Annotated in this window: 23 protein-coding genes and 2 pseudogenes; 22 read left to right on the top strand and 3 right to left on the bottom strand. The window is 62.5% G+C overall.

What is annotated here, in order from left to right:
* The first annotated feature begins 88 nt into the window (after positions 1–88).
* Both J6524_RS16610 and J6524_RS16615 read left to right on the top strand, forming a co-directional pair.
* Positions 89–601, top strand: coding sequence for a tetratricopeptide repeat protein (locus J6524_RS16610; RefSeq protein ID WP_225672344.1), 513 nt, complete (start codon positions 89–91; stop codon positions 599–601).
* A 1,386-nt stretch (positions 602–1,987) separates the two neighbouring features.
* Positions 1,988–2,410, top strand: a complete 423-nt coding sequence (locus J6524_RS16615) for a DUF4781 domain-containing protein (protein ID WP_225672584.1) — start codon at positions 1,988–1,990, stop codon at positions 2,408–2,410.
* On the opposite strand, the pseudogene J6524_RS16620 reads toward J6524_RS16615, so the two are convergent.
* Positions 2,394–2,525, bottom strand: a pseudogene (locus J6524_RS16620) (CopD family protein); the annotation flags it as partial. The gene J6524_RS16615 and the pseudogene J6524_RS16620 sit on opposite strands and share 17 nt — an antisense overlap.
* Before the next feature lie 53 nt (positions 2,526–2,578).
* On the opposite strand from J6524_RS16620, the pseudogene J6524_RS16625 reads away from it, so the two are divergent.
* The 13 genes and pseudogenes from J6524_RS16625 to J6524_RS37960 form a co-directional block, all read left to right on the top strand.
* Positions 2,579–3,430 (top strand): annotated as a pseudogene (locus tag J6524_RS16625) (DUF4781 domain-containing protein); the annotation flags it as partial.
* A complete protein-coding gene (locus tag J6524_RS37695; protein WP_225672348.1) occupies positions 3,411–4,100 on the top strand; it encodes a DNA/RNA non-specific endonuclease in 690 nt (229 codons plus the stop codon). The pseudogene J6524_RS16625 and the gene J6524_RS37695, both read left to right, overlap by 20 nt.
* Positions 4,101–4,129: 29 nt before the next feature.
* A complete protein-coding gene (locus J6524_RS16635) occupies positions 4,130–4,501 on the top strand; it encodes an immunity protein YezG family protein (protein WP_225672350.1) in 372 nt (123 codons plus the stop codon).
* Between the two features lie 345 nt (positions 4,502–4,846).
* On the top strand, positions 4,847–6,133 hold the full coding sequence (locus J6524_RS16640; RefSeq protein WP_225672352.1) for a DUF1521 domain-containing protein: 1,287 nt from the start codon (positions 4,847–4,849) through the stop codon (positions 6,131–6,133).
* 25 nt (positions 6,134–6,158) lie between these two features.
* Positions 6,159–6,788 (top strand): hypothetical protein, encoded by a 630-nt coding sequence (locus tag J6524_RS16645; RefSeq protein WP_225672354.1) that lies wholly within the window; start codon positions 6,159–6,161, stop codon positions 6,786–6,788.
* A gap of 144 nt (positions 6,789–6,932) precedes the next feature.
* Positions 6,933–10,376: a LysM peptidoglycan-binding domain-containing protein gene (locus J6524_RS16650; RefSeq protein WP_225672356.1), complete on the top strand. Its 3,444-nt coding sequence runs from the start codon at positions 6,933–6,935 to the stop codon at positions 10,374–10,376.
* Positions 10,377–10,539: 163 nt separating this feature from the next.
* Positions 10,540–12,153 (top strand): LysM peptidoglycan-binding domain-containing protein, encoded by a 1,614-nt coding sequence (locus J6524_RS16655; RefSeq protein ID WP_225672358.1) that lies wholly within the window; start codon positions 10,540–10,542, stop codon positions 12,151–12,153.
* Entirely contained in the window at positions 12,147–12,647 is a 501-nt protein-coding gene (locus tag J6524_RS16660) for a hypothetical protein (protein WP_225672360.1), read from the top strand. Before J6524_RS16655 ends, J6524_RS16660 begins: the two co-directional genes overlap by 7 nt.
* An 18-nt stretch (positions 12,648–12,665) precedes the next feature.
* A complete protein-coding gene (locus tag J6524_RS16665) occupies positions 12,666–14,387 on the top strand; it encodes a radical SAM/SPASM domain-containing protein (RefSeq protein ID WP_225672362.1) in 1,722 nt (573 codons plus the stop codon).
* On the top strand, positions 14,384–15,295 hold the full coding sequence (locus tag J6524_RS16670) for a hypothetical protein (RefSeq protein ID WP_225672364.1): 912 nt from the start codon (positions 14,384–14,386) through the stop codon (positions 15,293–15,295). The genes J6524_RS16665 and J6524_RS16670 overlap by 4 nt, the downstream gene beginning before the upstream one ends.
* Positions 15,296–15,312: 17 nt before the next feature.
* Positions 15,313–15,672, top strand: coding sequence for a YybH family protein (locus J6524_RS16675; RefSeq protein WP_225672365.1), 360 nt, complete (start codon positions 15,313–15,315; stop codon positions 15,670–15,672).
* Between the two features lie 66 nt (positions 15,673–15,738).
* Entirely contained in the window at positions 15,739–16,536 is a 798-nt protein-coding gene (locus J6524_RS16680) for a hypothetical protein (protein WP_225672596.1), read from the top strand.
* Complete coding sequence (locus tag J6524_RS37960) at positions 16,460–16,729, top strand: tetratricopeptide repeat protein (protein ID WP_225672586.1); 270 nt, start codon at positions 16,460–16,462, stop codon at positions 16,727–16,729. The genes J6524_RS16680 and J6524_RS37960 overlap by 77 nt, the downstream gene beginning before the upstream one ends.
* A 46-nt stretch (positions 16,730–16,775) precedes the next feature.
* Here the strand turns inward: J6524_RS37960 and J6524_RS16690 are convergent, their stop codons facing one another.
* On the bottom strand, positions 16,776–17,252 hold the full coding sequence (locus J6524_RS16690) for a helix-turn-helix domain-containing protein (RefSeq protein ID WP_225672368.1): 477 nt from the start codon (positions 17,250–17,252) through the stop codon (positions 16,776–16,778).
* Between the two features lie 515 nt (positions 17,253–17,767).
* Between J6524_RS16690 and J6524_RS16695 the strand changes: the two genes are divergently transcribed.
* Entirely contained in the window at positions 17,768–18,199 is a 432-nt protein-coding gene (locus J6524_RS16695; RefSeq protein ID WP_225672370.1) for a hypothetical protein, read from the top strand.
* The gene (locus J6524_RS16700; RefSeq protein WP_225672372.1) at positions 18,199–18,591 is read left to right on the top strand and encodes a nuclear transport factor 2 family protein; all 393 of its coding nucleotides are present in this window, start codon (positions 18,199–18,201) and stop codon (positions 18,589–18,591) included. Before J6524_RS16695 ends, J6524_RS16700 begins: the two co-directional genes overlap by 1 nt.
* On the opposite strand, the gene J6524_RS16705 is transcribed toward J6524_RS16700, so the two are convergent.
* Entirely contained in the window at positions 18,556–19,437 is an 882-nt protein-coding gene (locus J6524_RS16705; protein WP_225672374.1) for a hypothetical protein, read from the bottom strand. The genes J6524_RS16700 and J6524_RS16705 overlap by 36 nt on opposite strands.
* A 389-nt stretch (positions 19,438–19,826) precedes the next feature.
* On the opposite strand from J6524_RS16705, the gene aepX reads away from it, so the two are divergent.
* Genes aepX through phnY form a run of 5 tightly spaced genes read left to right on the top strand, consistent with a single transcriptional unit; the run spans position 19,827 to position 25,605 of the window.
* Positions 19,827–20,774, top strand: coding sequence for a phosphoenolpyruvate mutase (gene aepX / locus J6524_RS16710; protein WP_225672377.1), 948 nt, complete (start codon positions 19,827–19,829; stop codon positions 20,772–20,774).
* Positions 20,755–21,903 (top strand): methyltransferase, encoded by a 1,149-nt coding sequence (locus tag J6524_RS16715; protein WP_225672379.1) that lies wholly within the window; start codon positions 20,755–20,757, stop codon positions 21,901–21,903. Before aepX ends, J6524_RS16715 begins: the two co-directional genes overlap by 20 nt.
* Before the next feature lie 41 nt (positions 21,904–21,944).
* Entirely contained in the window at positions 21,945–23,204 is a 1,260-nt protein-coding gene (gene aepY, locus J6524_RS16720) for a phosphonopyruvate decarboxylase (RefSeq protein WP_225672381.1), read from the top strand.
* Between the two features lie 17 nt (positions 23,205–23,221).
* Entirely contained in the window at positions 23,222–24,175 is a 954-nt protein-coding gene (locus J6524_RS16725) for a DMT family transporter (RefSeq protein ID WP_225672384.1), read from the top strand.
* Positions 24,169–25,605 (top strand): phosphonoacetaldehyde dehydrogenase, encoded by a 1,437-nt coding sequence (gene phnY / locus J6524_RS16730; RefSeq protein ID WP_225672385.1) that lies wholly within the window; start codon positions 24,169–24,171, stop codon positions 25,603–25,605. The genes J6524_RS16725 and phnY overlap by 7 nt, the downstream gene beginning before the upstream one ends.
* The last annotated feature ends 2 nt before the right edge of the window (positions 25,606–25,607 follow it).

Consider the following 25,607-nt stretch of genomic DNA (forward strand, 5'->3'; position numbering starts at 1 on the left):
AGGCCCGACATCAAAATTATTGCACGCGCTCGCACCGCCATTGGTCGCTCTTGGTGTCGGCGCCTGTGCGGGAGCGCAGCTCGCCCCAGTGGCCGCATCATCCGAGCCGTCGGCCGCGACCGCCGATCTTGATACCGCAGCGCTGACCCGGCTGGCGCAAACTGCCGAGAGCAGCGGTAACGCGCTCAACGCGGCAAATATCTATCGCCGGATCGCGGATCGTCAGCCGTCCGCAGCACAGCCTAGGATCGATCTCGGGCGTGCGCTTATGCGCAATGGCGAATTTGACGGAGCGGACGCCGCATTTCGCCAGGCGCTTGAGATTTCGCCCGGCAATGTCGATGGCCAGGTCGGTCTTGCGCAAGTCATGCTTGCGCGCCAGCAAAACGCAGAAGCTCTTGCAGCGTTCGCCGCCATTCTGGAACAGCATCCAAAAAACATCAAAGCGCTCAATGGCGCCGGAATTGCATTGGACGCCGTTGGTCGGCACGGAGAGGCGCAGGAGCACTACAATCGCGCTCTGGCGGTCGCACCGGATGATCGCGCAGCGCGCAACAACTTGGCACTCTCGAAAACGCTGGGGACCCCGAACGTCCGGTAGGCCGTCCTCCCGTATAGTGTCAGTTTCGCATCAGCTTTGAACGCTAGCCTTCGTGCGGCTGTCACGGCCGCCGATCCGTGCCTATCGATCGGCAAAGCTCTGCCGTGGCACGAATTGATCGACACTCCGCGCACACACGGAGGCAATATGTCGCCACGAGCCAGTGCTGTCGCAGCCGATCCGCGCGACGTACCGCAGAACGAAACCGGACCGCAAGCGTCAGGCGCGGCGTTTCAGGACGCCATCGACGGGGCGCGGGTTTCCTCGGAAGCGGCGAGGCCAACCAGCGCGAGCGAAGCGCCGGTCCGGAGCGCCAACGACCATGCGTCAAATGTCGCTGCGGCAGCGGAGCAGGACATCACGCCGCAGCGCCGGCAGCAGATTGCGGAGTGGGTCGAACGGCAGTCGGACCCCAGCGGAGGTTTCCTCGGGATCGGCCAGACTTCGACGACCGAGAAGGTCATCGGCGCGCTGCGCGGCCAGTCCGAGCTCGGAGCGCTCGACAAGCAACAGCAGCGGTTTTTGATGGACCGGATGCTCGATCGCTGGACTGCCGGCCGTGGCGAGGGGCCGGGTGACGCCGCCCGTCTTTCGCGGTCGCTAGGTGATGCGCCTGAACTGCGCGCAGTTGTCGCCGAGCGCACGGCGCTGGAGGCGGCCGAGCTTGCGCGCGATCCCGCGATCGCCACTGCGCAGTCCGGCGAGGAGTGGCAGCGCCGAATGACGGCTGCGTCCTATGCCGTCTCCGCCATCACGGCCGTATCGGGGCCGCCGGGAAGCGCTCCCACCGATCTCGGGCCGCTACGGAACATGCTGAACCGGCTGCGGCCTGAGGATGCGGCCGGCTTCGCGCGAGCGCTCTCGACCGATGCATCGGCGGGCTTGGCCGGACAGATGACCGCGTCGATGCGCGAGCGTGCCTTGTCGGCGCTCAATCAGGGACATCAGTCGGAAGCGGCGAGCGCGTTCGTACAGAACGCCTTCGCCGGAACATCGGCGGTCGACTACAGCACCGTGCCGGTCTTGCGAGCGACGATGGCGCAAGCGCTTGCGCGCGAGTGGCATCCCGATGATCCTGCCCGGCAGCGTGCAGAGGCGGAGCGGCTCGGCAGCATTCTCGAAACCCCGCAGGGACGCGAACTGCTGGGCGCACAGGGCGCCGACAAGACGCCCCTTGCGGCGCGCGTGAACGCACTTGCAATCATCCGCACGAATCCGGCGATCACCGCCGATGCGCTGCGGCAGACCGACGACCCCTGGACCAACCGCGCGATCGTCGAACCGCAGGCGCAGGCATCCGCGCAACGCCTGCTCTCCGCTCGTGGCGACACGCCGCAGCGCCTGCGCGGAACGGATTTGGACAACACCATCGGCTTTGCGATGGGCATGCCGCCCGCGCTGCCGTCAGGCACGAGTTTTGCGCAAGCACAGGCTGGCGTATCGCGCGGTGAGCTTTCGCTCTATGCCAGCGGCGAACATGCTGCAGCGGTTCGTGCGGTCACCGACCAGATTCGCGCGGTCGGGGGTGCCGACGCACAGGTGACTGTTCTGCCGGTCACCTATTCGAGCGCAGAGACGGGACCGGTCCAGCTCCCGCTGTTTCGCGTCACCAGCGCGGATGGGCGCGAGCGCTTCGTCGACAATATCGGACGCGCCTACGACAGCTTCGATGACTGGCGGGAGAACAACCAGCTTCCGCCGGGATCGATGACCTATCCATCCGGCGGACATCTGACCGCCCGTCCTGATGGAAGCGTCGCGCTCCAGCATGGCAACACGCCGAAGACGGTCCGATCATCGCGGGGTTGATGATCAGCTTGAGGAGCCGCCATTCCATGACCTTGAAGGTCTCGGACTGCTTTGAACCGACCTCGGCTTCACAGTGATAGACGAACAGCCGCGGCAGGTAGAGCATGCCGGCCATCCACGAGATGACGGCGATCACATGCAGCGCCTTATAGCTTCGGTGAGCACTTCACCCAGGTGGTCGACAAGGTCGCGCTGGTCGGCGGCATCGTCGCCGGCGGCGTGCTGATCGTCGGCACCGGGGGCCTTGCAACGCCGGTTGTAATCGGGGCTGGCGCGGTTGCGATCGGCGCGGGCGCATGGGGGGCGTACCGCAGCGGCAGTGAACTCGCCGACCGCGCTGGACATGGCCAGTCGATTGATCCGTTCAGCGACGAGGCCGCGCGCGGGCTGTGGCTGAATGTCGGGGCAAGTGCCTTATCGATTGGCGCATTTGGCAGCGCCGCGCGACTGGCCCAACTGGGCCGCGCCGGCCGGGCGATCGCGCCGGTTGAGACATCGCTTCATGGTTACGTGCAGGCGGGCGCGGCGATCGTCGATACGGCGGCGATCGCAAACGAGAGCCTCTATCTGTCGCGCCACTGGAACGAGATGTCGGGCGAGCAGCGCGCGCAATCGCTGTTGTCGATGGGTTTCTGGGCTGCCGGCACCGGTGCCGCCATGCGCGCCGGAGGCTTACGCCCCGGCGACATGTTCAACCCCATTGCGGTGCGCGACGGTCTGCTACGCAACTTCGCGCCGCAAGTCGTCCCGGACGGGTCGCTGAAGGGGAATGCAGTTCGGATCGACTACGATCCGGCGACGGGCGCCGTCCGCGGCATCAGGCACGGTCCGCAAGCGACAGCGGCCGATATCGACCCTGCATGTCGTGACCGCACAGAATATCCAGCGAAGCCTCACGCTCGAGGGCCAGCTCAAGAGCTTCTCTACCGAGCATGGCGAGCCTCCGGCCGGCACGGTTGGCTGGGCTGCGCGGATCGATATCGGCAAGATCCGCGAGCGAGTGGAAACGCGATCGCGTGAACTGGCCGATCCTGACCTTAGCACGCAGCGACGGGCCGACATCATCCGCGAGAACGCCCTCGATCAGCAGCACCTCGATCAACTCGCCGAAGATGTCAGCTCGTTCGTGCGTGATCCCGGCCGTGCCGTGATCGAAGCGCGAAACACGCGCAACCAATCTGGTGAACGGCCGCGCATCGTGCTCGAGCCGGGGAACAAGGCTGATGGCTGGAATCAGGCGCTGAACGGTGAACTGGAGCCCAACACCGATTATGTTGTGGGACGCTACACCTACACGACGGACGAAGCCGGCCGTGTGGTCGAAGCCAGGGGACGAGTCCGTCTGAACCGCCACGACCGCAACACGCACCAGCAGGCGAAAGCAGCCGAGGTCGGCGGCATCAAGGACGCCGTCGAGGGCGACCAGGGCGGCCATCTGTTCGCGGCGATGTTCGACGGCCCCGGCGAGCAGATCAATTATCACCCGATGACGCGCGAGTTGAACGGAGGCGGCGGCGACTGGTATAACATGGAGCAGGAGTGGCGGACCGCGCTTCAGCAGGGCAAGACAGTAGATGCGCGAATCCGTGCCGAGTTCGATGGCGATTCAAAACGGCCTGCAGCGTTTCGGGTGACGTTCTGGATCGATGGCAAGAAGCATACGCGCTTCTTCGACAATATGGCCGAATAGGCCGCACGACGCCGACGGGAGCAGATGCGATGGCTGAATTGAGTACCGTCGAGGAGATCTACGATTTCATCGCGAACGCGCTGGCGGAAGCGGTCGACGAGCCGTGGAAGGAAATACGGTTGCACGCCGAGGTCTGGAAGACATCAACCGGATTTACCGGTGACTTCACGCGCGATCCTGAGGAGCGTGGCGTTGCCGATCTGGACGTCGATCGGCTCGATTATGCGGTCGCCAAGGCGATCAAGAAGCTGCAGACGATCATGACATCGAGTGCGCATGAATCTTGGAACAAGGCAACGTTTCGGGTGACTCCGGACGGCGAATTTTTCGCTAACTTCGCTTATGACACCGAACTGTCCGCGCGGCTGGACGCGGCAGCCGAACGCGCGCGCCAGCAATGACCGCGTAGGCCGCTGCAACGGCGGATGACGGCTGCCGGCCGTATTTCGACGCGATCATTTTCTTGAAGGACATTCGAGGAGCGACGCCGGGCTTGCCGGCGCGAGGTTCACGGCGTCCTTCCGTGACGGTGCGCAACGCCTGCGAGATCCCAGCCGCCGTCAGGTTCTCGAAAGCTTGCGCCCCTATCGTACGACCATGAGCCGGCGTGCAGTCCGTTAGCGGTGCCACGCTTTAGGGTTCATCGATCAAATTGATCCGCGGCCTGTTCGGAACGGCAGGCCGGACAGGAACCAGGTTCGGTCGTTTTGCGATTGACCAATTACGGGATGCGAAGGAGCAAGCAAATGATCTCAGACGTCGCACAGCGTATGATCGGCAATGCCGATCGCCTCAGTCAACTTGCGGGTGGGGGCGTCCAGCAGTGCGAGCAGCAGGACGTGGCGTCGATCTTCTCGAATATCCTCAAAAGCGCCGGCCAGTCCGGTGCTCAATGGAGCGATGGCGAGCGCGTTCGGTTGATCACGGGTGCGCTTGATTTTGTGTCGGCTGGCCAGGACCCGAATGCGCAGGGTTCGGCGCTCCAGACCTTCTCCGGCCTCGTGCGCCGGCTTGCCAGCGACGATGTTCTGGGTGGCGGCGGGCGTCGGCCCGGTGGCCATTGCGGCTGCGATGGCAACAGCGGGGCCGAACCGACTGAGCCGACCACGCCTCCGAGCTCCGGTGGTTCGTGCGGCGGCTCATCCGGCGAGCCGTTCAAGGTCAACGGCAATACGGTTGACACTGGTCGCTACTGCATCACCGCCAGCAACGAACAGAGTGGCCGGCTGGAAGTCACCGACAAGCAGACCGGCAAGAAGTTCAAGGTCTGGGGTGACCCCCATATCGAGACCGGCGACGGTGACAAGACGGACTTCCATCGCAAGGCTGCGACCTTCGAACTGCCCGACGGCACCAAGATCACGATCGATCCGACCAATGGCGAAGGCAAGACCTTCATCGAAAAAGTCGCGATTACCCGCGGCGACCAGGCTGCCGAGATGACCGGCTTCCGCGGCAATCTGAAGACCGAGCTGAAGTCCGGACAGGGACGGGCGCTCGATCAGCAGTATGAAGACGGCACGGTCATGAAGACGAAGAACGGCGAGATCGATGATCTCGTGTTGCCGAACGGCCAGGAGATCGTCGGAAACAAGATCAAGGACATCGACGGCTACGCAGGAACCGGGCCGACCCACGGCGCTGGTAACGGCACTGACGATCAGATCCTGCAGAACCTCAACGGTGTGATCGACGGGCTGAACCTCTCGCCGCAGGAGAAGGAAGCGCTCAAAACCGTGGTATCACTGCTCGGCCGCGTGATGAACGGTGCGGGCAGCGTCGGTGGCGGCCAGCAGCCGCAGCCCATCGCGGCGCCGCGGAGCCATGAGGGAGACGAAGCTGCTCCGGCCCAGCAGCAGTCCGGAGCAGGCGGCAGCCCGTTCGACCAGATCCTGAGTGCGCTCTCGTCGCTGATCGGCCGTCTCAACCTGCCGCAGAATGAAAAGGATGCGCTGACGACGGTCGTGTCGCTCCTTGGCCGTCTGCTCGGCGGAGCGGACAGCGGACAGCACAACATCCAGCAGGCGGCCTGATTATCGCCTGATTGACCTGAAGTGATTGGCCCTGACGGTCGGTTCCGTCAGGGCCAATGCCTTTTTTCAATGTGTTGTGCAAGGGATTGTGATGGCGTTGAGATGGCCGATCCGCATGTGTCTTGATGCAAGTCTTGCGCTGGCACTGATCTCGCCGGCCGCAGCCGAACCATTGCGCGATGAAAGCACGGGATTGGCGATCGATCCTCCCCAAGGTTACATCGCTCGCGTCCTCGCTCCCACGCCAACTTTTGTCGTGCGATTCGAGGTCAAGAAACCATCCGACCGCGACACGGGCTGTCAGGTCGCGTTCACGCCGCTTCCGCAAAATGCCGAACTCAAGCAAAGCGAAATCAACGACATCGTCGAAGGACAGCGCTGGATCGATCTTGCGCGGGCGACCGTGGCTATCAACTATGATGTGTCGGCCACCGATCGCTTCAATGTCAACGGGATAGGTGGCATTGCGATGATCGGGGACTTCAAGCCGCGCCCTGGTCTGCCGGCGCGGGCGCAGGATGTTCGGACCCTCTTCATGCTGGTCGAAACGCCGAAGGGGCGAACGACCACGATTTGCGTGGGCGAGAAGCAGGATTTCGACGCACGCCGGGCCGAATTTGAAAATGTCGCACGCTCGGCTTCGCCACCGCGCTGACGCGACCACTGGCGTATTTCCCAAGTCAGCTTGTCATCAGCTTCAATAGCGAAAAACCGCGGTAGCTGATCGAAGTCGGCCGATCAGGAAGGTGCAGCCGTGTCGCGGCGCCTAGCTCTCGTTGTGGACCGGAGTGAAAAATCGATGTCTGGTGCAAGTCCCGCACGAAGTGTCACGGATAAGCAGCGAACGCCTCCGGAGCAGGCTACTGCCGGGCAGACGGATCCGCAGTTCGATGCAGCTCTGCAGAAGACACAGCGGGAGCGCAGCCGCGTCGACGGAAATCCGCAACGCGTGCGAGGAAACGAGATCCCGCATCAGGTGAAGCCCGGCGAAACGCTTTACGGGATTTCAAAGGAATATCGCGCGCCGTTCTCGGATGTGCTGAAGGCCAACAGGCAGTTTCGCGATCCCGACCGCATCAAGCCCGGCGATGTCGCCTTTGTGCCGAATGCCGATCCACGCGTTGTGACCGCACGCGACCAGGTGGCTGCTGCGCATCGCGCGGAAGAAAACGTGGCGTCGCTCGAACGGTTGGCGCGCGATCCCAACTCCACGCCGGCGGCGCGCAAGCTTGCCAGCATCGAATTGGAGAGCGCGCGCGGCGAGGTTTCACGGCGCTGGGGGGACATTCAGCGTTCGGTGGAGAATGAACTGCGCGAGGCGGGCCGCAACACGGCGCTTCCGGATGTTGCGACAAGGCCTGCGCTCGATGAAATACGCGGCCGGTCTGATGATCCGAAGTATCAGGATACGGTAGAGAGCGCGCGGGCAACGGTCGAGAAGGAATGGCGACAGACCGGAACGACACAGTCGGAGCTGAGCGGACTGGTCGGCGATGCGCAGGCCGCCGACCGCTCGGTCGCGTCGCTGGAAGCGACGGCGCATGATCCGAATGCGACGCCGGGCGGGCGAAGTCCCACCAACAAGGAATTGCAGGAGGCGCGAAACGCAGCGGGCACTGCGTGGGGCAATGTCGAGACGGAGCTCGAGGGCCAGTTTCGCCTGATCGGGACCGGTAAGCCTTATCCCGAGGAGGCCGTCCGCGCGCAGCTCGACGAGCTCAAGCGAAACCTCCCTGATGATCCCAAGCTCAGGGAAACAATTGAAGCCGCTTATCGCAACGTGACGGAGGATTGGCGCAAGCAAGGTTGGACTCGCGACACGCTAGGCACCGTCGTGGACAAGTATGGCGCGCTCGCGCAGGCGCAACGCGAGATCGATGCGGCGCGCAACGCTGGTCCTGTCGGGCAGGCACGGCTGGCCGGCCTCGAGCAGCATCTCGAAACGCAGCGGACGGCCCTACGCGAGGAGATCGAGCGGCAGCTCGACAGGGTCGCCGGGCAAGTGCCGCCCCAGCAGCGCGAAATGGCGATCGGTGCCCGCGCCGCCTTGATCCAGGAGCATGGTCCGGAAGACGCCGCGTTCAAGGCGATCGTCGACGAGGCGACCTACAACAAGACCGTGCAACCCGCTGTCGATATCGTGCGCAATGCCTACCAGGCGGGCGACGCGAAGGCGGCGGCCGAGGCGCTTCGTCAGCAGACGGAAAACGTCTCGCCGGAGACGGCGGAGCGGATCGTTGCGGCGAGCCTCCCGACGATCGGCAGCGTCGCCGCCGATATGAAGCGCAGCCTGACCGAGGGCGGTCCGATTCCGTATCAGGACGTCGCCGGCGTCTACAAGAATATCGCTACTGCGACCGACTATGCCGCGCGCGGCAACGATGGCGCAGAGGTGACGCGGCAGGTCGCCGATATCATGGTGCGGCACCTGCCGAGCGAGAAATTCCAGCCGCACTTCCAAGACAGCCCAGCCTATCCGCTGCCTGCCTATCAGGAAGCCGTGATGCAATCGGTCAGCGACGGCACCGGCGCGACGCTGGCGCTGGAGATGGCAACGCAGCTCAAGAACGCACGCCGGACTGGCGAAGCCGACAGCCTGCTCAGCGCTACCCAGGTCGGGGTCGAGCTCCTGAAAGGCAGGATCGAAGACGATGTGAAGGCTTTTGGCGATGCGACCGCGGAGGTGAGCCGGCTGCGAGCCGACTGGTCGGGCACGATGTCGCCCGAGCAGCTCGATCGCGCTACTGTCGAATACGTCGCTAGTCGCCCGGACCTATTGCCCAACTTTGATCGCACATACAACGCGGTCGATGGTCTCGGCTATGGCGCGGTGCGCACCAGCATGGCGCTAAACAACGCATTGCCCCGACTGCAGGGCCTGCCGACCACGGAGCGGCTGACCGAAACGCGCAACGAGTTCGTCGCTAGCAAGGAAACGCAATTCGCGATGGGGCTGAGCGATAAGGGCAGCAAGGAGGTGCTGCGAATCGTGCTCGGCCAGGAGGCGGGGACATTGTCGCCGTCAGCTTCGCCGAACTCATCGGTCAGCAGCACCAGAGGCTTTGTCAAGGAACTCGGCAATGCGTTGATGACGTCGCAGCCGTCCTCCTCGAGTGCAGTCGTCGATCGCGGCGCCGGCACGACCGCCGCGATTCCGTCGGCGGGAACGACGGCTTCGAACACAGTCCGCGACATTTTCGGAACCGGCCAGGACGTCAAACTCGATCCGAAGAAGGCATCCGTCTTCCTTGGCAGCATGAACGGCCTTGGTGCTGCCTTCAACGGTTACCAGGCCGCGCTGGCGTGGGACAAGTTCGCAAAGGATCCCGGCCATCTCCTCAACATGACCAAGGCGGTCTACTATTCGATCGGCACGGGCAAGGAAACGGCCGAACTGCTTGCTGTCGGCGCGCAGCGCGGCTGGCTCGGTCTCGGGACCATTCCGGGCGCCGATCGCTTCTCGACATCTATCCTCGCCAAGGCAAACCGCACCGGACTTGCGCTCGAGCCGGGGTGGGTCAAGTTCAGCACGTACTTCAAGATCGGAGGCGGATTAATCGACAGCGCCTTCGCCATCGATGCGGCCGCCCGCGGTGACTGGATTGCCTCCGGTCTCTACACGACGAGCGCCGGCGGTGGCTTCCTGATGGCGGCCGGCTCGGTCGCCTCGAGCGGCGGCTGGCTGGCGACCTGGGGCGGCCCGGTAGGTGCGGGCCTGGTGCTCGCGTCGGCAATCGGTCTCTACTTTTATAATGATGCAAAGGACAAGGCCCGCTTCGAGGGACCGAGCCGTGAATTCCTTGAGGCGGCCGGTTATCGGCCCGAGATCGCTGCGGCGTTGTCGGACTACAGCAATAATGATGGCGGAAGTGCCGGTCCCGCGCTAGCAGCGACCGCGAAGCAGTTCGGCGTGACGCCCGAGCAGTTGATGGAGCGGCTTAACCGCATGGATCCTGCAAAGGTGCGCGAACTTGTCGACCAGGCGCACACGGTCGATCAGGATGAGTCGGGACGTTTCCAACTTACGGCACCCAACGATCGCAACGTGTGGGCGCCTCCGGGCAAAGATCCGGCATTCGGCGGCAGTTACCTTTACGACCCGCAGGATCACCGCTTCAGGGGTGAATATCGTCCCGTGCCAGGAAGCTGGTACCCGGCGCGAATGGAAGATCCCAATCCGCGAAGCATGACGGCGCTTCGCGACTATGCACGGGTCCTGTTCGGCGAGGCCATTTTGAACTGAGGGAAACAGGCGACCCGAACGCCTGACCTGCAATTCCGTCCTCGTCAGGTCGATGTCAGGTCAGCGCACTAAAACTGTAACAAATGATGGCGCAGCCATCGGGGGTCGTCGAAGCGGAGCGATCTGCTTCAGCGGCGATTGTCAGCAACTGGCGGATTGAACAATGGTGAAGGTCGTCGACAGGCCTCTCGCCGCCCGCGCGCAGCGGCCGGCGAAGAAAGAGGAAAGCAGCGACGCTCAGGCCTGGTCGGACAGCCTGCAGCGCGCGGCGCAGCCAGCCACCCCGCGCGTTGATGCTTCCCGCGATGATGGCTCTCGCATTGACCGCGCATCGGCAGCCCAGCACCGGCCGGCAGGGTCCAATGCCGCCAACGACAACGTCGTCGAGCATCGCGTCAAGGAAGGCGAATCGCTCTGGAGCATTTCGCGCCAGTATGATCGTCCGTTTCCCGACGTGCTCAAGGCCAATCCGCAGGTCCGTGACCCGGACCGGATCCATCCGGGCGAGACCGTCCGTGTGCCGCTGGGTACGCCGCCGCAACCGAGCGCGCCGCCTTCAACTGGCACGCCGAGCGTGCCGCCTCCCACGGGCGCGCCAAGTGCGCCGCCCGCGACCGGGGCGCCGAGCGCGCCGCCTGCTGGTGGTGCGCCGGGCGTGCAGCCGGCGTCGGGCTCGGGCGTGCCATGCGGCATCGATGCGAGCGCCGGCGCGGCCTGTGCAGCAAATACAACCACGCCCTGCGCCTTCGATGTGGGCATCGGCACCGCCTGTGGCCTGAACGCGTCGCCCTGTGCGGGCAAGCTCAGCGAAGGCACCGTGTGCGGAGCCAAGGGAAGCGGCTGTGCCGCCGTTGCGGGGATCGGCACGGTTTGCGGCGCCGACATTACTGCGTGTGGAGCCGCGGCGGGCGGCGCAGCGGGGTGCGTCGCAAAGGCAAGCGCCTGTGCGGCGAACGCCAGGGCCGGCGCGGTCTGCGCTGTCAACTATGCGACCTGCGGCGCTAAGTATACGGAAGGAAAGGCCTGCGGGATCGACGGAAGTTACTGCGGCTCGAAGTACAGCGGGCCGAAGCTCTGCGGGGTCGACGGCAATCTGGCCTGCGGCGCCAAGGGCAGTGCCGGCGCGTGCGGGACAGATGGGAGCGTCTGCGGGACTGACGGCACGATCCACACCTGCGCTGCCGATGGAGATGCCTGCGGCACCAATGTCGGGGCGGACGCCTGCGGCGTCGACGGCAACGCTTGCGCAGCAGATGCGACCATCGAAGCTTGTGCGGCCGATGGCAATGCGTGCGGCGTCGATGGAGGCGCGGAGGCCTGTGTCGCCGATGGCAATGTGTGCGGCGCGGATGCCACCGTTGAAGCTTGCGGGGCTGACGGCAATGTTTGTGGCGCTGATGCGGGCGCTGAAGCTTGCGCGGCAGACGCCAATGCTTGTGGTGCCGATGCGGCCGTCGAAGCCTGCGCCGCGGACGCTGCGGCCTGCGCGGCCGACGCCGTTGCCGAGGCCTGCGCGGCCGACGCGGATGCCTGTGCAGCCAACGCGTCTGCCGATGCTTGCGCCGCCGATGCCGACGCCTGCGCTGCCAACGCGTCGCTTGATGCCTGCGCGGCCGATGCAGATGCTTGCGCCGCCAAGGCGGGCGCCGACGCCTGCGGAGTCGATACGGGCGTCTGCGCCGCCAATCTCGGTGGCGTCTGCGGCGTCGATGCACCGGTGCTCGATCCAATTTCGTTCTGCGCGGTGAACGTCATCCCGGTGCTGCCGTCATGCTGATGATCGACATGCGCAACTCTACCGCGCGCATTACCATGCGCGAGATCGCGGCGGCGGGTCGACGCTACGCGTCGAGCCCGATCGCGCTTTCGAGCTTCATGGCAGGCGTGCGCCTTACGCCGGAAGTGCTGCTGGAAGGAACATGGCGCAGCCCGGCCGGAGCGGCGGGAAATTTTGCGTTCTTCCGCCATCTGATGCTCGGATTGCTGCCGCAGCGCTACGACGTACACCATCTCGAGGCGCTCGGCGGCCGCTTCGCGCTGCGCCTGGCAGGGATCGGTCGCCATGGAGATTTCACCACCATGGCCGTCAACAGGCGTGTAGTCACGCTGACCGGGTTGCCGCGCGATGACGCCTCTGGCCTTGCCATCGTCGACTCTTCGGTCCGGGCGGACGTGTTTCTTGCCTTGTGGAACGGCATGCTTGCCGATCTGGCGGAGACGACATTGGCGCATGTCGCGGCGGCACGATCCGCTCCGTCGCAACAGCACTAAGCAGGACGGGATCATCCGATGCCAGATTTCGAATGCCAGGTTTCCCAGGACGTCGAACAGCAGGCGACGGAGGTCGCGTTGCTGGCGCGGGATCCCGCGCGAGCCGACGCATTGGAGGCGGCGGCCAAACAGGTGCTGTCGGGTGTTCACGGGCGCCAGCGGGAGGCGGCGGCGAGCCGCTACAAGGTCTCGCGTTACGACATTCCGGTCAGGCTAGCCGATGAGTCCGCGCTGCTTTTCAATTCGCGGACGCGGTCGCTCATCCTGCTGTCCGATGGTGAGGCTCAGATCTATCGCGAATTGGCCAAACGATCAGCCTTCTCAAGCGGACAGGTGAACGATCGACTGTTGCTCGAAGCACTCGTCGGCGGCGGTCACGTGGTGGGCGCCATGGTCGATGAGCTGGCCGTCGTGCGCGACAGCTATGAGGCGACGAGAAGCGCCAAGGGCAGTCTCACGCTCACGATTGCGCCGACCATGGCCTGCAATTTCGCCTGCGGTTACTGCTTCCAGGGCCTGAACAAGCCGACGACGCGGATGAAGCCCGACGTGCAGAACGCCATCGTCGAGTTCGTGAAGGCAAAAAAAGATCTCAAATCGCTGAATATCGTCTGGTACGGCGGCGAACCCCTGATGGGCAAGGACTCGATCTTTCGCTTGTCAGACCTGCTGATTTCCTACTGCGACAAGCACAAGATTTCTTACAGCGCCGGAATCGTCTCCAATGCTTGGTTCCTGAACGGTGAAATGGCCGCTCAGCTCTACTCCCGCAGAGTCCGCTGGGTGCAGGTGACCGTCGATGGCGATCGCGGGACGCACGACAGGATGCGGCCTCTGACGTCAGGGCATGGCACCTTCGACCGCATCCTCGACAATATCGGCGAGGCGCTGGACCAGACTGCGATCTCGATCAATGCGCGCGTCAATGTCGGTCAGAGCAACGTCGACAATGTGAACGCCATGCTCGATTGTTTCGTCGAGCGCAACTTCGCCAGGCGCGGCAACTTCAGCGTCTATTTCGCGCCCATCGAGGCTTCGACACCTGAGAGCGGCAGCGCCTACGAAGAAAGGCTCTCCCGTGCGGAATTCAATCGCAAGGTGCTCGCCCTTGAGGAGCGCGCGAGGCGTCTCGGTTTCGCCTCCATCCAGGCGCCGTCGAACGGCTTCGCCGGGATGTGCGTGGCAGCCTCACATGGCGGCTATGTCGTGTCGGGCGAGGGGGACGTGCATAAATGCTGGGAGACGGCACACGATCCCAGCAAGCGGACGGGCAGCATCTTCGAGCCAGACAAGCTCCACGGTAGCGTGAACGCAAGCCTGTGGTCGCAATGGACGCCATTCGACAGTCCGGTTTGCGCATCCTGCAAGATCTTGCCGATGTGCGGCGGCTTCTGTGCACACCGTTTCGTCTACAGTAGTCCGGCTGAAGCGGCGTTGCCGTGCCCAAGCTGGAAATGGAACACGGCTGAATACATCTTCAGCCGCGCCAAGGATCTCGGGGTGGTCTCGGCCGAAAAATGGCTGCCCGAGGAAGCAACCGTAGAAGCCAAGCAATCCGGCGAGCGTCATTCACTGGACTCGCTGCAAGCCGCCCAGGCGCGCGTGCTGGAGAAGGTGAGCGCGCTGCACGGACGGAATATCGACACCGCGATGCTGTTTGCCGGCGAATCGGCCCTCGAGGCTGCGCCCTCGCGCGCGCCGGCCGAGGGAGGTCAGGCGTTGGAGAGCATAACGCCGTGAACGCGATCCCCCCGGCCAGCGCTTTCGATCTGACTGCCGACAGATTCGATAGCCTCGTCTCCAGCGCCTTTGCCGCCAGCAGGGAGAGCCGCCACGTGCGCGACCGCCTGATCGCGCAGGTCGACGGCGGTCGCCTCGACCATGTGCTCTTGCGCGCGCGCAGCGGCGTCGCGGGCCTGTCTGACGCCGTCAACCGGAAAGCGGCGCTGAACATCATTGATTTCGCGTTCGAGCCGATCGTCCTGCAGAACATGTCGACGGACCAGGCAATGAGATATTTGGGCGCAGTTGAGAACGCGCTGCGTGTTCGCGAGGCGCGCGGGCTCGATTACGACGGTCCGCTCTGGGTCGACACTATCCACCACGTCTGCGTCTTCTCCGTGCTGTTTCAGCTTGCGGCGTTCATTGGCAAGAACCGGAGATTCGGCCAGGTGGTGCTGTTGCATCAGGGTCAGCGGCCGGAGCCTCGGCTGCGCATTGTCGCGGATCTGCTGCGCCGGGCGCACGGCGTCAGCTTGGTGCTGCTGCCGCTCCGGCGAAACTGGTTCGCACGCCTCGGGCGCCTTACCACACCGGACACCGTCATCTACTATCTGACCGACATGCCGCCCGAAGCGTTTCCTCAGGCGGCACGGAGAGAGCGGGGCCGATCGCGCCTTCTGCTCACCAACGAGCAGGGACCGGTGCTTCAGGTCGAAACGGTCTCCGGTTCGCAGAGCTTTGCCCGTCGCCTTGGCGCGAGGCGCGTCATGCTCGACTATCCTTCGCCGGACAGTGTGCGAATCCGGCCGATCGACACAGATGAGGCCGCCGTATCGCTCTGTCCGCTGGAGGACTGGCTGTTTTGGCCGTTGCTTGGGACGGCGCGGCAGCAGGCCGTCGCCCACAATGGCGTCGTGGGCAATTGAAGAGGAAATCATTCGATATGCAGCGAGAGGTACAGGCACTCGTCGATGAATGGGCCCGGACATTCAACACTGGGAGGCCCGCCGATCTGGCCCGCTTCTACACCCAGGATGCGCGGATCGTGCCGCCCGGGCGATCCACGGTCTTCGGCGTCGAAACGATCTGTGCGTTTTTCGCCGACATCCGGGCACAGGGCTTTCGCGACTACGCCGTGGAGGTCGCTGACGTACTAGCGAAGGATGCGGCTCTCGTCGTGTCGGGCCGCTGGACGCTTCGGGGACCCGGCGGCGGCGGTTTGCAGCTCTACCAGGGTAACTGGATGAACATGCTGGCGCAGGGGGGTACAGGCCGGCTCATAGCCGTCCATATGTGGAACTGATTTCGGCTCCGGTTCAAGAGAGGGCGCGTCATCTGGAGTCACGGCAACATTCAGGGAGATCCCAGAATGACTTTGCAGCGGTGCGCGGATTGTGGCCGGGAGATCAGTGATCGGGCGATGGCCTGCCCCGGATGCGGCAGACTGCGACAGGAGCGCGGTGCTGCAATAGCTGCGAGCGGGGAGTGGGTAGCACCGCCGCCCTACTTCTATGAGTACAAGTCTCAGACCATTCTGTTCGGCCTGCCGCTCATCCACGTGATGCTCGGCCCGACATGGCTCATCGGCTTTAGGCCCGCGCGCGGCATCATTGCCGTGGGCAATATCGCCATCGGCTTCGTTGCGTTCGGCGGCGTCGCGGTGGGGCTTGCGGCGTTCGGCGGCATCAGCCTCGGCCTCGCCTGCGTGGGTGGACTTGCACTGGCGCTGGGCCTCGGCGCAGGCGGAATCGCCACGGGTTATTGGGCTCTGGGCGGCATTGCGGTCGGCGTTTACGCGATTGGGGGGCTCGGGATAGGCGCCTACACCCTGCAAGACGATCCCAATTTGCTCCGCATCCTCGGCGCCCCTTCGGCCGGGGACCGAGCTAGCTCGAGCTCCCCCGCCGGTGGGCACAAGCCTGAATCCCGATGCGTTGCTGCTGCCCATAGGGGGGATAGCAAGCTCGCAGGAAAGCGGATCGGAGCGACAAGAAATGCGAGCGCTCCGGCAAATATTTGTTGCGTGGCTTGTCGTTACAGCAGTCCTCGCGTCGCCTTGCCAGGCCAATCCGCAGGAAATGTTGACCCTGATGCGCCGCATTACGGCGCTGGCTCAAGAGGGGCGATACGGGGAAGCGGTAGCCCTGGCAAGAAAGATTACAGCTGAAGCTGAAAGGACTTCGGGTCGGCAGTCAGTTTTGACAGCGACAAGCCTTGTCGTGCTTGCCCAGACGCTAGAGGCCCAGGGCGAAATGGCCGAAGCCGAGCGCGCGCTAAGAAGGCCCTCGCCGTCCGCGAAAAGGCACTTGGTCCAAATCATCCCGACGTTGCCGCCGTACTTGCCACGCTTGGCCAGATAGCGCTCAGCCGGGCGACACTCAGCCATGGGTAGGCTGTCGCTGCCCTCTATTCCGCGTCAGTTGTCTTGAGTAGCTGCGCGACTTCCATCAATTTTCGGCGGAGGCGCTCATCAGCAATGCCGAAGTAGAGCTCGAGGAGCTGGCGCGACTCTCGCTTCGTAACGAGTTCACTCCAATCCTGCGCTTCGGAGGTTTGCTTGGACTCGACGGACGGTCGCTTCTTGCCTTCCAACTCGTCGAAGAACCATGTGATTGGGACGGCAAGTTGCATGGCAATGCCGTAGAGTCTCGAGGCGCTGATCCGGGTTTCCCCCGCCTCATATTTTTGGATGAGCTGAGATGTCAGGCCGAGACGCCTTGCCAGTTCGTCTTGACTCAAACCGAGAAGGTTGCGCCTCAAGCGCAGCCGCTTTCCCACATGTTCGTCGACGTGGGTCGGCTTCTTTGACGAAACCCTGATTTTGGCGCCGCGCCTGTTCGGCGCGCGGGATTTCGGTTTCTTCTCGGACGGTTCAGAAGGCATCAAGCACCACGGTGGAATTCTTGCTGGGTACAATCAACTGAATGGTGAAAACGGCATATCAACTCCTAGGCGGTACTATCAACTAGAATTATGTCACGCGGGTTACAAATGCACGGATTATTAGGCTCAACCACACGATGTGAGAATGATGGGACGTTTACTCCATGCAAGAGCCTCTTCCGACATCGGGGCGCCTACCTGCCCATCTCAAGATCAAATACGGGCCGGTGGGCCTGCTCGGGCGGTTCTTCCTTTGGGCCGACACCGCTGCAAGGGATCGCGGAGTAACGCTGTCTTTTGGCAGCCTGCAGGACCTCACCGAAGTCAACAGGGGCAACGCCGATAGCTGGCGCCCGCTTGTGCCGGTTTTTGACGAGGCTTTGGGCGGCGTTACGCCGGAGACAGCGTTTGTCCTGATCGGGCGGAACACGCATGGAGAGGTAGTCACAACCCAAGCGGCGCGCATCTATGACTGGCCGGAAACGTCTCTGAAGGACGAAGCAGCTTCCCTGCGAATGTTCTTTGCCGATCCCGATGCCGCATTCGCGCGTGGAGACCGCTGCAAGATCACCACGCCGATTGCCGAGAAAATCAGCGGGCGCGTCGTCTTTTCCGGTGCCGTCTGGTATCGGCGTGATTTCAGAGGCAAGGACATTGCAACCATCCAGTCGCGCATTTCGCGGGCATATGCTTTCACACGCTGGAATAGCGATTTCACGATCGGCATGATGGCCGATGCCGTCATCGCCGGTGGCCTGGCAGAGCGTGCCGGATACACGAAGATCGAGCATAGTTGCATCGAGCTTGTGGCCTCGCCGCTTGGCGAGATGCGTTGCGGGCTGGGCTGGATGCAGTCTGACGAACTGCTTGCCGATCTCGCAGCAATCATGGATCGGGCGAGCGTCCCTGTCATTGCCCCGCGCATTGCCGAGGAGGCAAATCAGTGATGTCGCGAGGCGTGGCGGTGAATATCAGAACCTTTCGTCCGGAGGATTCAGAAGGGCTTGTCAAAGGGCTGTTCGGTTGTATCGACGGCAGGGACTGGGCAGGGCTTTCCGACTTTCTCCACGACGAGGCGATCTACGAACGGCCGGGTTATGACCCGTTCGTCGGAAAGCCGGCTATCCTGGACTTCTACCTGACGAAACGGATTATTTCGCTCGGTCAGCACCGCGTCGAGAGGGTGCTGAGCGACGGCGCAAACATTGCGTGCTGGGGCAGCTTTTCCGGCGTTGCCAAGAATGGGCGCAATCTCAGCATGCGTTTTGCGGATGTCTACCGCATCAGGGAAGGGCGGATTGATCTACGCCGGACATTCTTCGACAGCCCGGCGATCTAGAGCGGACTGTTGCTCCCAGAAGTCAACCACCGATGCGCCGAGAAGACATATTCGCCCGCTTCCCTTGCAGGTGAACGGCAAGATGAGACGCTGATAATGGCAGTGAATGCTGTCGTTCCTGTCCGGCCGTCTGATCGTGGCGTTCACCTCGTCCAGGCGCGGCACTAGCGTCTCCTGGACGCGGCGGTAAATGCCTTGCACCCACTGGCCGTAATTGTAATCCGGTTGTTCTTCCATAGGCAGGCCTCGCGCATTCTTCCGCCAGGTCTCGCCGAAAATCTCAAAGCCAGATCCGACATCGGTAATGGTCAGGCGGCCATCCACGGGCTCGACAAGCATGAAGCGCCCACGAAGCGATTCAGGCAACACGTCGGCCAGCGTCGCTGAATCGTAAACCCGCTTCGAATCAATCCATTGCGCGAAAAGGGATGACAGTGCTTCGTCCGTGTTTGCAAGTGTTTCGAGCGGCTGCTCTCTGCTCGTGAACACGGAAGAAGATTGCTGATGGCTCGCAGCAATCTGCTCGGTAATGTAGGCGATCGTCTGCGCGAAGCCTGGCACCAGCTTCTCGACGAACTGGTCCGGGTGGGAAATGATGGTGCGTTCGATTCCCATATCAGCGAGATGGTATAGAGCTGCCGCGATGCTGGTCTGTGACACCGTTTCGGGCCGAAATCGGATGCGTGCCGCATTGGGAGCGATTTTCGTGACAGCCACAAATCCCAGATTCTCGACGAGGTAGGTCAGAAAATCGAAGTCGGGAAGTGAGCAGTGCAGGAAACTCCGTAGGGCCGGGGATCGAGCGTCCCATGTGCGACCATGGTCGTCCAGAATGACTGTTTGCATGCGACCCCCACCCAACCGAGGAGCAAAGTCGTCTACCTAGCGCTCGTTGTTTGGCGCAGTTGCGGCATCTTAGTGATACTCGTTCGGCTAGACATCAAAATTCGATGAACAATTGGCTTCACGCTTTCGTGACGGCTTTTTTCCTCCGATTCCGCCTCGCCTTAGGCCTCGTGCCGATCTGACTGCGCGAAGTCAGCGACTGAAACCACTTCTTGGTTTGCAATGAATTACTGAACTGACACCGGCAGCCGACTGCGTCCGCCCGATGCGCTTCATCTCAACTGGAATTAGATATTTTGCGCATCAACCAGAATTAGATATTGACGTCAGGTGTAAACGTGTCACAACTATTGTTAGTGAAGCTGATCAGGCGTCCCAGGGAGTTCGACATGCAAGCGCAAAAACAGTCCGTCGCAAACGGCCATCACCACCCCGCTGCGTCGGGAGCGGCGGGCAAACTTCGTAATCAAATCTGCTGCAATCACGATCTCTCCTTTCTGATGGAGGCCCACGACGGTCTGTCGGGCGCCATCGCAGAGCGCGCAGGTTTCAAGGGACTCTGGGCATCCGGCCTGTCAATTTCGTGCTCGCTCGGCTACCGCGACGCCAACGAGGCCTCCTGGACACAGCTCGTTGATGTCGTCGAGCGCTTGGTAGACTCGACAGATCTTCCGGTGCTTGTCGACGGCGATAGCGGCTTTGGCAATTTCAACAATGCGCGCCTTCTGGCACGCAAGCTACAGCAACGCGGCGCCGCCGGCGTCGCACTGGAGGACAAGGGCTTTCCCAAGATGAATTCGTTCGTCGGCGATCGGCATCCGTTGGCCGATACGGGCGAATTCTCGGGCCGGCTACGCGCTGTGAGGGATACTGTCGGCGACGACCTAGTCCTCGTCGCCCGGATCGAGGCGCTGATCGCCGGCCACGGAATGGACGAAGCGCTCATGCGCGCCCATGCCTATGCCGAGGCCGGAGCAGATGCCATCCTCATTCATTCGCGCAGGAGCGTGGCAGACGAGATCCTCGCTTTCGCCGCCGCCTGGCAGAACCGGCTTCCGGTCGTGATCGTCCCCACCAAATACTATCGAACGCCCGTCTCCGCCTACCGCGAAGCCGGCATCTCGACTGTGATCTGGGCCAACCACTCGATGCGGGCGGCGATTGCCGGGATGAGAGAGATTTGCGGCCGTATCATTGCCGAGGAGAGCATCGCCGGCATCGAAGGCGAAGTCGCCTCGCTTGACGAGGTCTTTGGCTTGATGCGCTATGGCGAACTCGCTGCCGCTGAGGAGCGATACTTGCCGACATACAGCGGAAATGGTCACGCGAAAGCGTGATTCTCCGGTCCCTTCATCCAATGCCGTAGAACCCTTCGAACGCGGAGATCGTGCCATGCTTCAATCAACACTAGCGGCCTCAATACCAAACCAGCTGCCTGAACCGGATATCGCCCAGGTGATCCGATGGCGCGATAGTTCGTATGCGGCTGACCTCTATATCGCGGCGGTCTCGTGGCTCGATCTCTTCACCTATCTCGACCAAACTCCCGCGACCGAAACAGAGCTGCGCAGCCATTTTCAGATCAAGGAGCGGCCGACGCGAACGATGATCAGGCTCTTTGAGTCCTGGGGGCTGCTCGCCAACGTCGATGGCAAGCTTTTCGTGACGGCATCCGCGCAGCGGTACTTGAGCCGCAGCTCGGCTGAGAACATTTCCTCCTACATCGCCACCATGAAGTACAAATCGTCGGTTCGGGAGATCTACGACGTATTGCGCCAGGGTGCACCAGACACGTGGCATGTCGAGCGTGGCGACACGACCAGCTGGGACGCGCTGATGCAAACGGACGAATTTGCCGATCTGAACACGCAAGGCATGGAGGAGCGTGGGCGGATTTTTGCTCCCGATCTCGCGCGCCTGCTCGACTGTTCGCAGGACACGGCCGTGCTCGATGTGGGGGGTGGATCCGGGGTCTATTCCGCGCACCTGCTCAACCGATATCCCAATCTGTCGGCGACCATATTTGAGCGTCCGCCCGTCGACCAACTCGCCACGCGATGTCTTGCCGAGCGAAAGCTGACGGCACCAAGAGCGCGTGTGATCGCCGGAGATATGTTCGTCGATCCGTTTCCGAACGCCGCTTCGCTCCATCTCTATTCGCATGTCCTGCACAATTGGGGACCTGAGAAAGTGCGGCTGTTGCTGGATAAATCGTACCAGAGCTTGCTTCCTGGTGGTCGGGTGGCCGTTTATAGCTGCCACCCCGACGACCGAGGCGGTCCCGCGCCGGTCGCGGAAGCGGAATACTCGGTCCTGCTGACCACCGGCTATGAAGGCTGCTGCTACAGCTTCGAGGACATGCGCTCACTCATGGAAGGCGTCGGCTTTCAGCAGGTCGAGTATCGCAAGTCGATTTGCAACCGAAGTCTCATCACAGCGCGAAAGCGCGCCAACGGCTCCAGCTGAACAAGCGCGCTATCCGAACAAGATCGCTGTCTGAAAGCGTCTTGCTGGATCGTGGTTTCGTCGACGCCGACGGCACCAAACGCCGCGTTGTGCCCGGCGGGAGCAAAATATCGCATCACGGAAGGATGCCTGAAATGACGATGTCAACAACGACGCTCTTGGCTCTACTGAAGCGGCAGAAGTATGAGTTCTTTTCCGGGGTACCCTGTTCGCATTTCGCCGATCTGTTCCAGCGGGTATCCATGGACAGCGATATCATGTCGGTCCCGGCGGCGAGCGAAGGCAGCGCGTTGTCGTTTGCCGTCGGCGCGGCACTTGCGGGGCGACGAAGCGTCGTTGCCCTCCAGAATTCCGGACTAGGAAACATTATCAATCCGCTGACATCACTGGTCCAGGTCAACTGTATTCCGACACTGCTTCTGATCTCCGTGCGGGGGCATGTCGACGAACCCGAGGACGAGCCGCAGCATCGCATCATGGGCGCCAGTACGCATGCCTTGCTCGATCAATTGGCAATCCCGTGGAGTGAGTTCGACGGGACGCCGCACGGGTTCATGGCGGCTCTCGTGAAGGCCGAAGAGGCATTTAAGCGATCGCTCTCGTTTGCAGTATTGGTCCGGAAAGGTCAACTTTCTGCGGGCGTCGGCGTTGCCATCAACGGCGAGCAACAAGCGGACAACTATCCTCTCAACGTCGGAGACGCTCTGGAAATCATCAGTGAGGCCTTGCGGCCGACCGATCTCGTTGTCTCGACGACCGGGTTCATTTCCCGAGAGCTGTTTCGCTTGAGCGATCGTCCTGGGAATTTTTACATGCAGGGATCACTCGGCCATTGCAGCGCGGTGGCTGCAGGGGTCGCGCTTGCGCATCCATCGCGTCGCGTGGTCGCGCTGGATGGCGATGGCGCCGTGCTGATGCATATGGGGGTCTTGTCCACGATCGGGCACGCATCCCCGCGAAACTTCCTCCACATCGTGCTCGATAACGAAGGCTACGTTTCTACCGGGGGACAGCAATCCACCTCCGCGACGTCATCGCTGGAAGCAGTCGCCGTGGCCTGCGGGTATCGCGCGGTCCGCCGGTGTGTAACCCGTGCCGAATTGAGCGACGCGGCTGCGCGAAGCTTGTTGGCCGAAGGGCCGCACTTCCTGCTCTGCAAGGTCAATCAATCACATTCGCACTCGCTACCCCGGGTTACGTCGCGTTACACCCCGGAGGAAAACAAAGAAGCATTTCAGCTCGCGCTGAACCAGCCGCGGACTTTCCGCCTGCAAGCCGTGCCGGCGAGTGGGGCTCGGTGAAACATCAGGCGGCCAACATGCTGATCGGTTTCCTCTGCCTCTCATTCGTCGTCATCATCTGGGGCACAAACTGGCTGGTGATCAAGGACGCCTTGGAGTCCTCGCCGCCGCTGTTTTTCACGGGCATCCGTTTGCTCGGCGGCGCAATCGCGATCGGAGCTGTCCGCCTGTGCCTTGGATACCCGCTCCAGCTCGGGTGTGACGGTAAGGGCAGGCTTGTCGCGGTGGGCCTCCTTCAAATGGCCGGAGGCCTCGGGTTGAGCCTGGTCGGCTTGCAGTATCTCGATGTCGGCACCAGCGCCTTGATCTTCTATACGATGCCGTTGTGGCTCGTCGCGATCGAGTGGGCGATCGATCGCCAAAAGCAATCGTTCCTCGATGTCATCGCACTGACCTGTGGCATGCTTGGTCTCGGGCTGCTGGCTTCGGGTGCTGCTCCGGTGGCGACATCTCATGGCATCCTGGGCATAGCGCTGCTTTCGATGGCGGCTTTCAGTTGGGCGCTGGGAACATGGATCCACAAGCGCACCCCCGGCGACATCAACGTGTGGAGCCGTACCATCTTTCAATTGGCGACCTCGGGCGTAGCTGTCATCGTTGCATCGCTCCTGCTGGAGCGTCGGCTCGACTGGAGTCAATTGCCGATTCTCGCCTGGCCTATCGCATTCAACTGCATCGTGGCGACCGGCTTGGCGTTCGTCGCCTGGTATCGCGCGCTCAGCTCCATTTCCACGCAGATCGCATCGCAGAGCCTCGTGCTCATCCCTGTCGTCGCGCTGGTTGCGGCCGCCGTTCTGCAACAGGAGACTCCCACGGCACGCGTCGTGTTTCGCCTGTGTCCTCATCATCGGCGGCGTTACCATCGCGATTTGGCATGCTGGCGGCGAAAGGAGCCGATCCCTTTAGGGGCGATCCCACGCGCCCGGAATCCTGCGCGGCACGGAACATCACATGGAGTCCGGCGATGTTAGATTCGACACGTCCCTATCATCCGATGAAGATCGCAGGGAAGGATGTCCTTGCGGATTCGACGATCGACGTGCGGAATCCGTTTACGGATCAGGTAATAGCCGCGGTGCCGCAAGCGCGTCCAGAGCATGTTCGGCGCGCCTTCGCGATTGCCCGGGCATTCCGTCCGAGGCTCACGCGGCATGAGCGGGCGCGGATCCTCCTGGCCACGGCAGAGGCGATCGAAGCAAACCGGGACCGGCTTGCGCATCTCATTACATCAGAAAGCGGCCTATGCTTGAAAGACTCGCTGCATGAAACCGTGCGGGCCAAGGATGTCTGGTCATTCGCGGCGCACGCAGTGCTCCAGGACGATGGAGCGATTTACGCGGGCGATATCGGAGGGAATGCTCAGGGCAGACGCATATTCGCGAGCAGGACGCCGCTCCTTGGTGTCATTTCAGCGATTACCCCCTTCAACCATCCGCTGAATCTCGTGAGCCACAAGCTCGCTCCGGCAATCGCGACCAATAACAGGGTCGTGCTGAAACCGGCGGAGGCGACTCCTTTGACCGCGCTTGCTCTTGCCGAGCTACTTTATGAAGCGGGACTGCCGCCGGAAATGTTGTCGGTAGTCACCGGGGAGCCGCGTTCGCTGGGAGACGCGATGATCAATGACCCGGCCATCGACCTGGTGACATTTACCGGATCGGTGAATGCTGGCAAGAAAATCGCCGAACGGGTGGGATACCGAAGGCTGGTGCTCGAGCTCGGCGGGAATGATCCTCTGATCGTCATGGGTGATGCCGATCTCGACCGCGCGGCCCGATTGGCGGTGCAGGGTGCGACCAAAAATTCCGGGCAACGCTGCACCGCCGTCAAGCGCGCCCTGGTCGTCGAGAGCGTTGCCGATCGCTTCGCCGAAGCGACCCTCTCTCTGATGAAGCGCCTCAGGGCAGGGGATCCCCTGGACCCTGACACGGACGTGGGGACGGTCATCAACGCGAGGGCGGCGTCGGTAATTGCCGGACGCGTCGAAGCCGCAGTTGAGAGCGGCGCACGCTTGCTGCTTGGAAATACTCCAGAGGGCGCGCTTTATCCGCCGACACTGCTGGACCATGTCCCGCCCGATTGCGAATTGGTGCGCGAAGAGACATTTGGTCCTGTCCTGCCGATCATTCGCTGCCCGGATGATGTTGAACACATCATTGCCATCGCAAACTCAACGGCCTTCGGTCTTTCGGCGGGTTTGTGCACAGATAGACTCGACTACATCACCCGCTTTATCGATGCCCTCGACGTCGGCTGCGTCAACGTATGGGAAGTTCCGGGATACCGGACGGAGCTGACGCCGTTCGGCGGCATCAAGGATTCCGGCCTCGGCCACAAGGAAGGCGTGCTGGAAGCCATGAAGAGCTTTACGAACATAAAAACCTATTCGCTGCCGTGGTGAGG

Source organism: Bradyrhizobium hereditatis (assembly GCF_020329435.1).
In the GTDB taxonomy this organism is placed as follows: Bacteria; Pseudomonadota; Alphaproteobacteria; order Rhizobiales; family Xanthobacteraceae; genus Bradyrhizobium; species Bradyrhizobium hereditatis.

Coding starts and splice junctions, on each gene's coding strand:
- J6524_RS16675 (WP_225672365.1), top strand. CDS start 15,313: ATGCAGCGAGAGGTACAGGCACTCGTCGATGAATGGGCCCGGACATTC.
- J6524_RS16650 (WP_225672356.1), top strand. CDS start 6,933: ATGTCTGGTGCAAGTCCCGCACGAAGTGTCACGGATAAGCAGCGAACG.
- J6524_RS16715 (WP_225672379.1), top strand. CDS start 20,755: ATGGTCACGCGAAAGCGTGATTCTCCGGTCCCTTCATCCAATGCCGTA.
- J6524_RS16705 (WP_225672374.1), bottom strand. CDS start 19,437: ATGCAAACAGTCATTCTGGACGACCATGGTCGCACATGGGACGCTCGA.
- J6524_RS16680 (WP_225672596.1), top strand. CDS start 15,739: ATGACTTTGCAGCGGTGCGCGGATTGTGGCCGGGAGATCAGTGATCGG.
- J6524_RS16695 (WP_225672370.1), top strand. CDS start 17,768: ATGTTCTTTGCCGATCCCGATGCCGCATTCGCGCGTGGAGACCGCTGC.
- J6524_RS16640 (WP_225672352.1), top strand. CDS start 4,847: ATGATCTCAGACGTCGCACAGCGTATGATCGGCAATGCCGATCGCCTC.
- J6524_RS16635 (WP_225672350.1), top strand. CDS start 4,130: ATGGCTGAATTGAGTACCGTCGAGGAGATCTACGATTTCATCGCGAAC.
- J6524_RS16690 (WP_225672368.1), bottom strand. CDS start 17,252: ATGCCTTCTGAACCGTCCGAGAAGAAACCGAAATCCCGCGCGCCGAAC.
- J6524_RS16725 (WP_225672384.1), top strand. CDS start 23,222: ATGCTGATCGGTTTCCTCTGCCTCTCATTCGTCGTCATCATCTGGGGC.
- J6524_RS16655 (WP_225672358.1), top strand. CDS start 10,540: ATGGTGAAGGTCGTCGACAGGCCTCTCGCCGCCCGCGCGCAGCGGCCG.
- J6524_RS16660 (WP_225672360.1), top strand. CDS start 12,147: ATGCTGATGATCGACATGCGCAACTCTACCGCGCGCATTACCATGCGC.
- J6524_RS37960 (WP_225672586.1), top strand. CDS start 16,460: ATGCGCCGCATTACGGCGCTGGCTCAAGAGGGGCGATACGGGGAAGCG.
- phnY (WP_225672385.1), top strand. CDS start 24,169: ATGTTAGATTCGACACGTCCCTATCATCCGATGAAGATCGCAGGGAAG.
- aepX (WP_225672377.1), top strand. CDS start 19,827: ATGCAAGCGCAAAAACAGTCCGTCGCAAACGGCCATCACCACCCCGCT.
- J6524_RS16615 (WP_225672584.1), top strand. CDS start 1,988: ATGCCGCCCGCGCTGCCGTCAGGCACGAGTTTTGCGCAAGCACAGGCT.
- J6524_RS16665 (WP_225672362.1), top strand. CDS start 12,666: ATGCCAGATTTCGAATGCCAGGTTTCCCAGGACGTCGAACAGCAGGCG.
- J6524_RS16700 (WP_225672372.1), top strand. CDS start 18,199: ATGTCGCGAGGCGTGGCGGTGAATATCAGAACCTTTCGTCCGGAGGAT.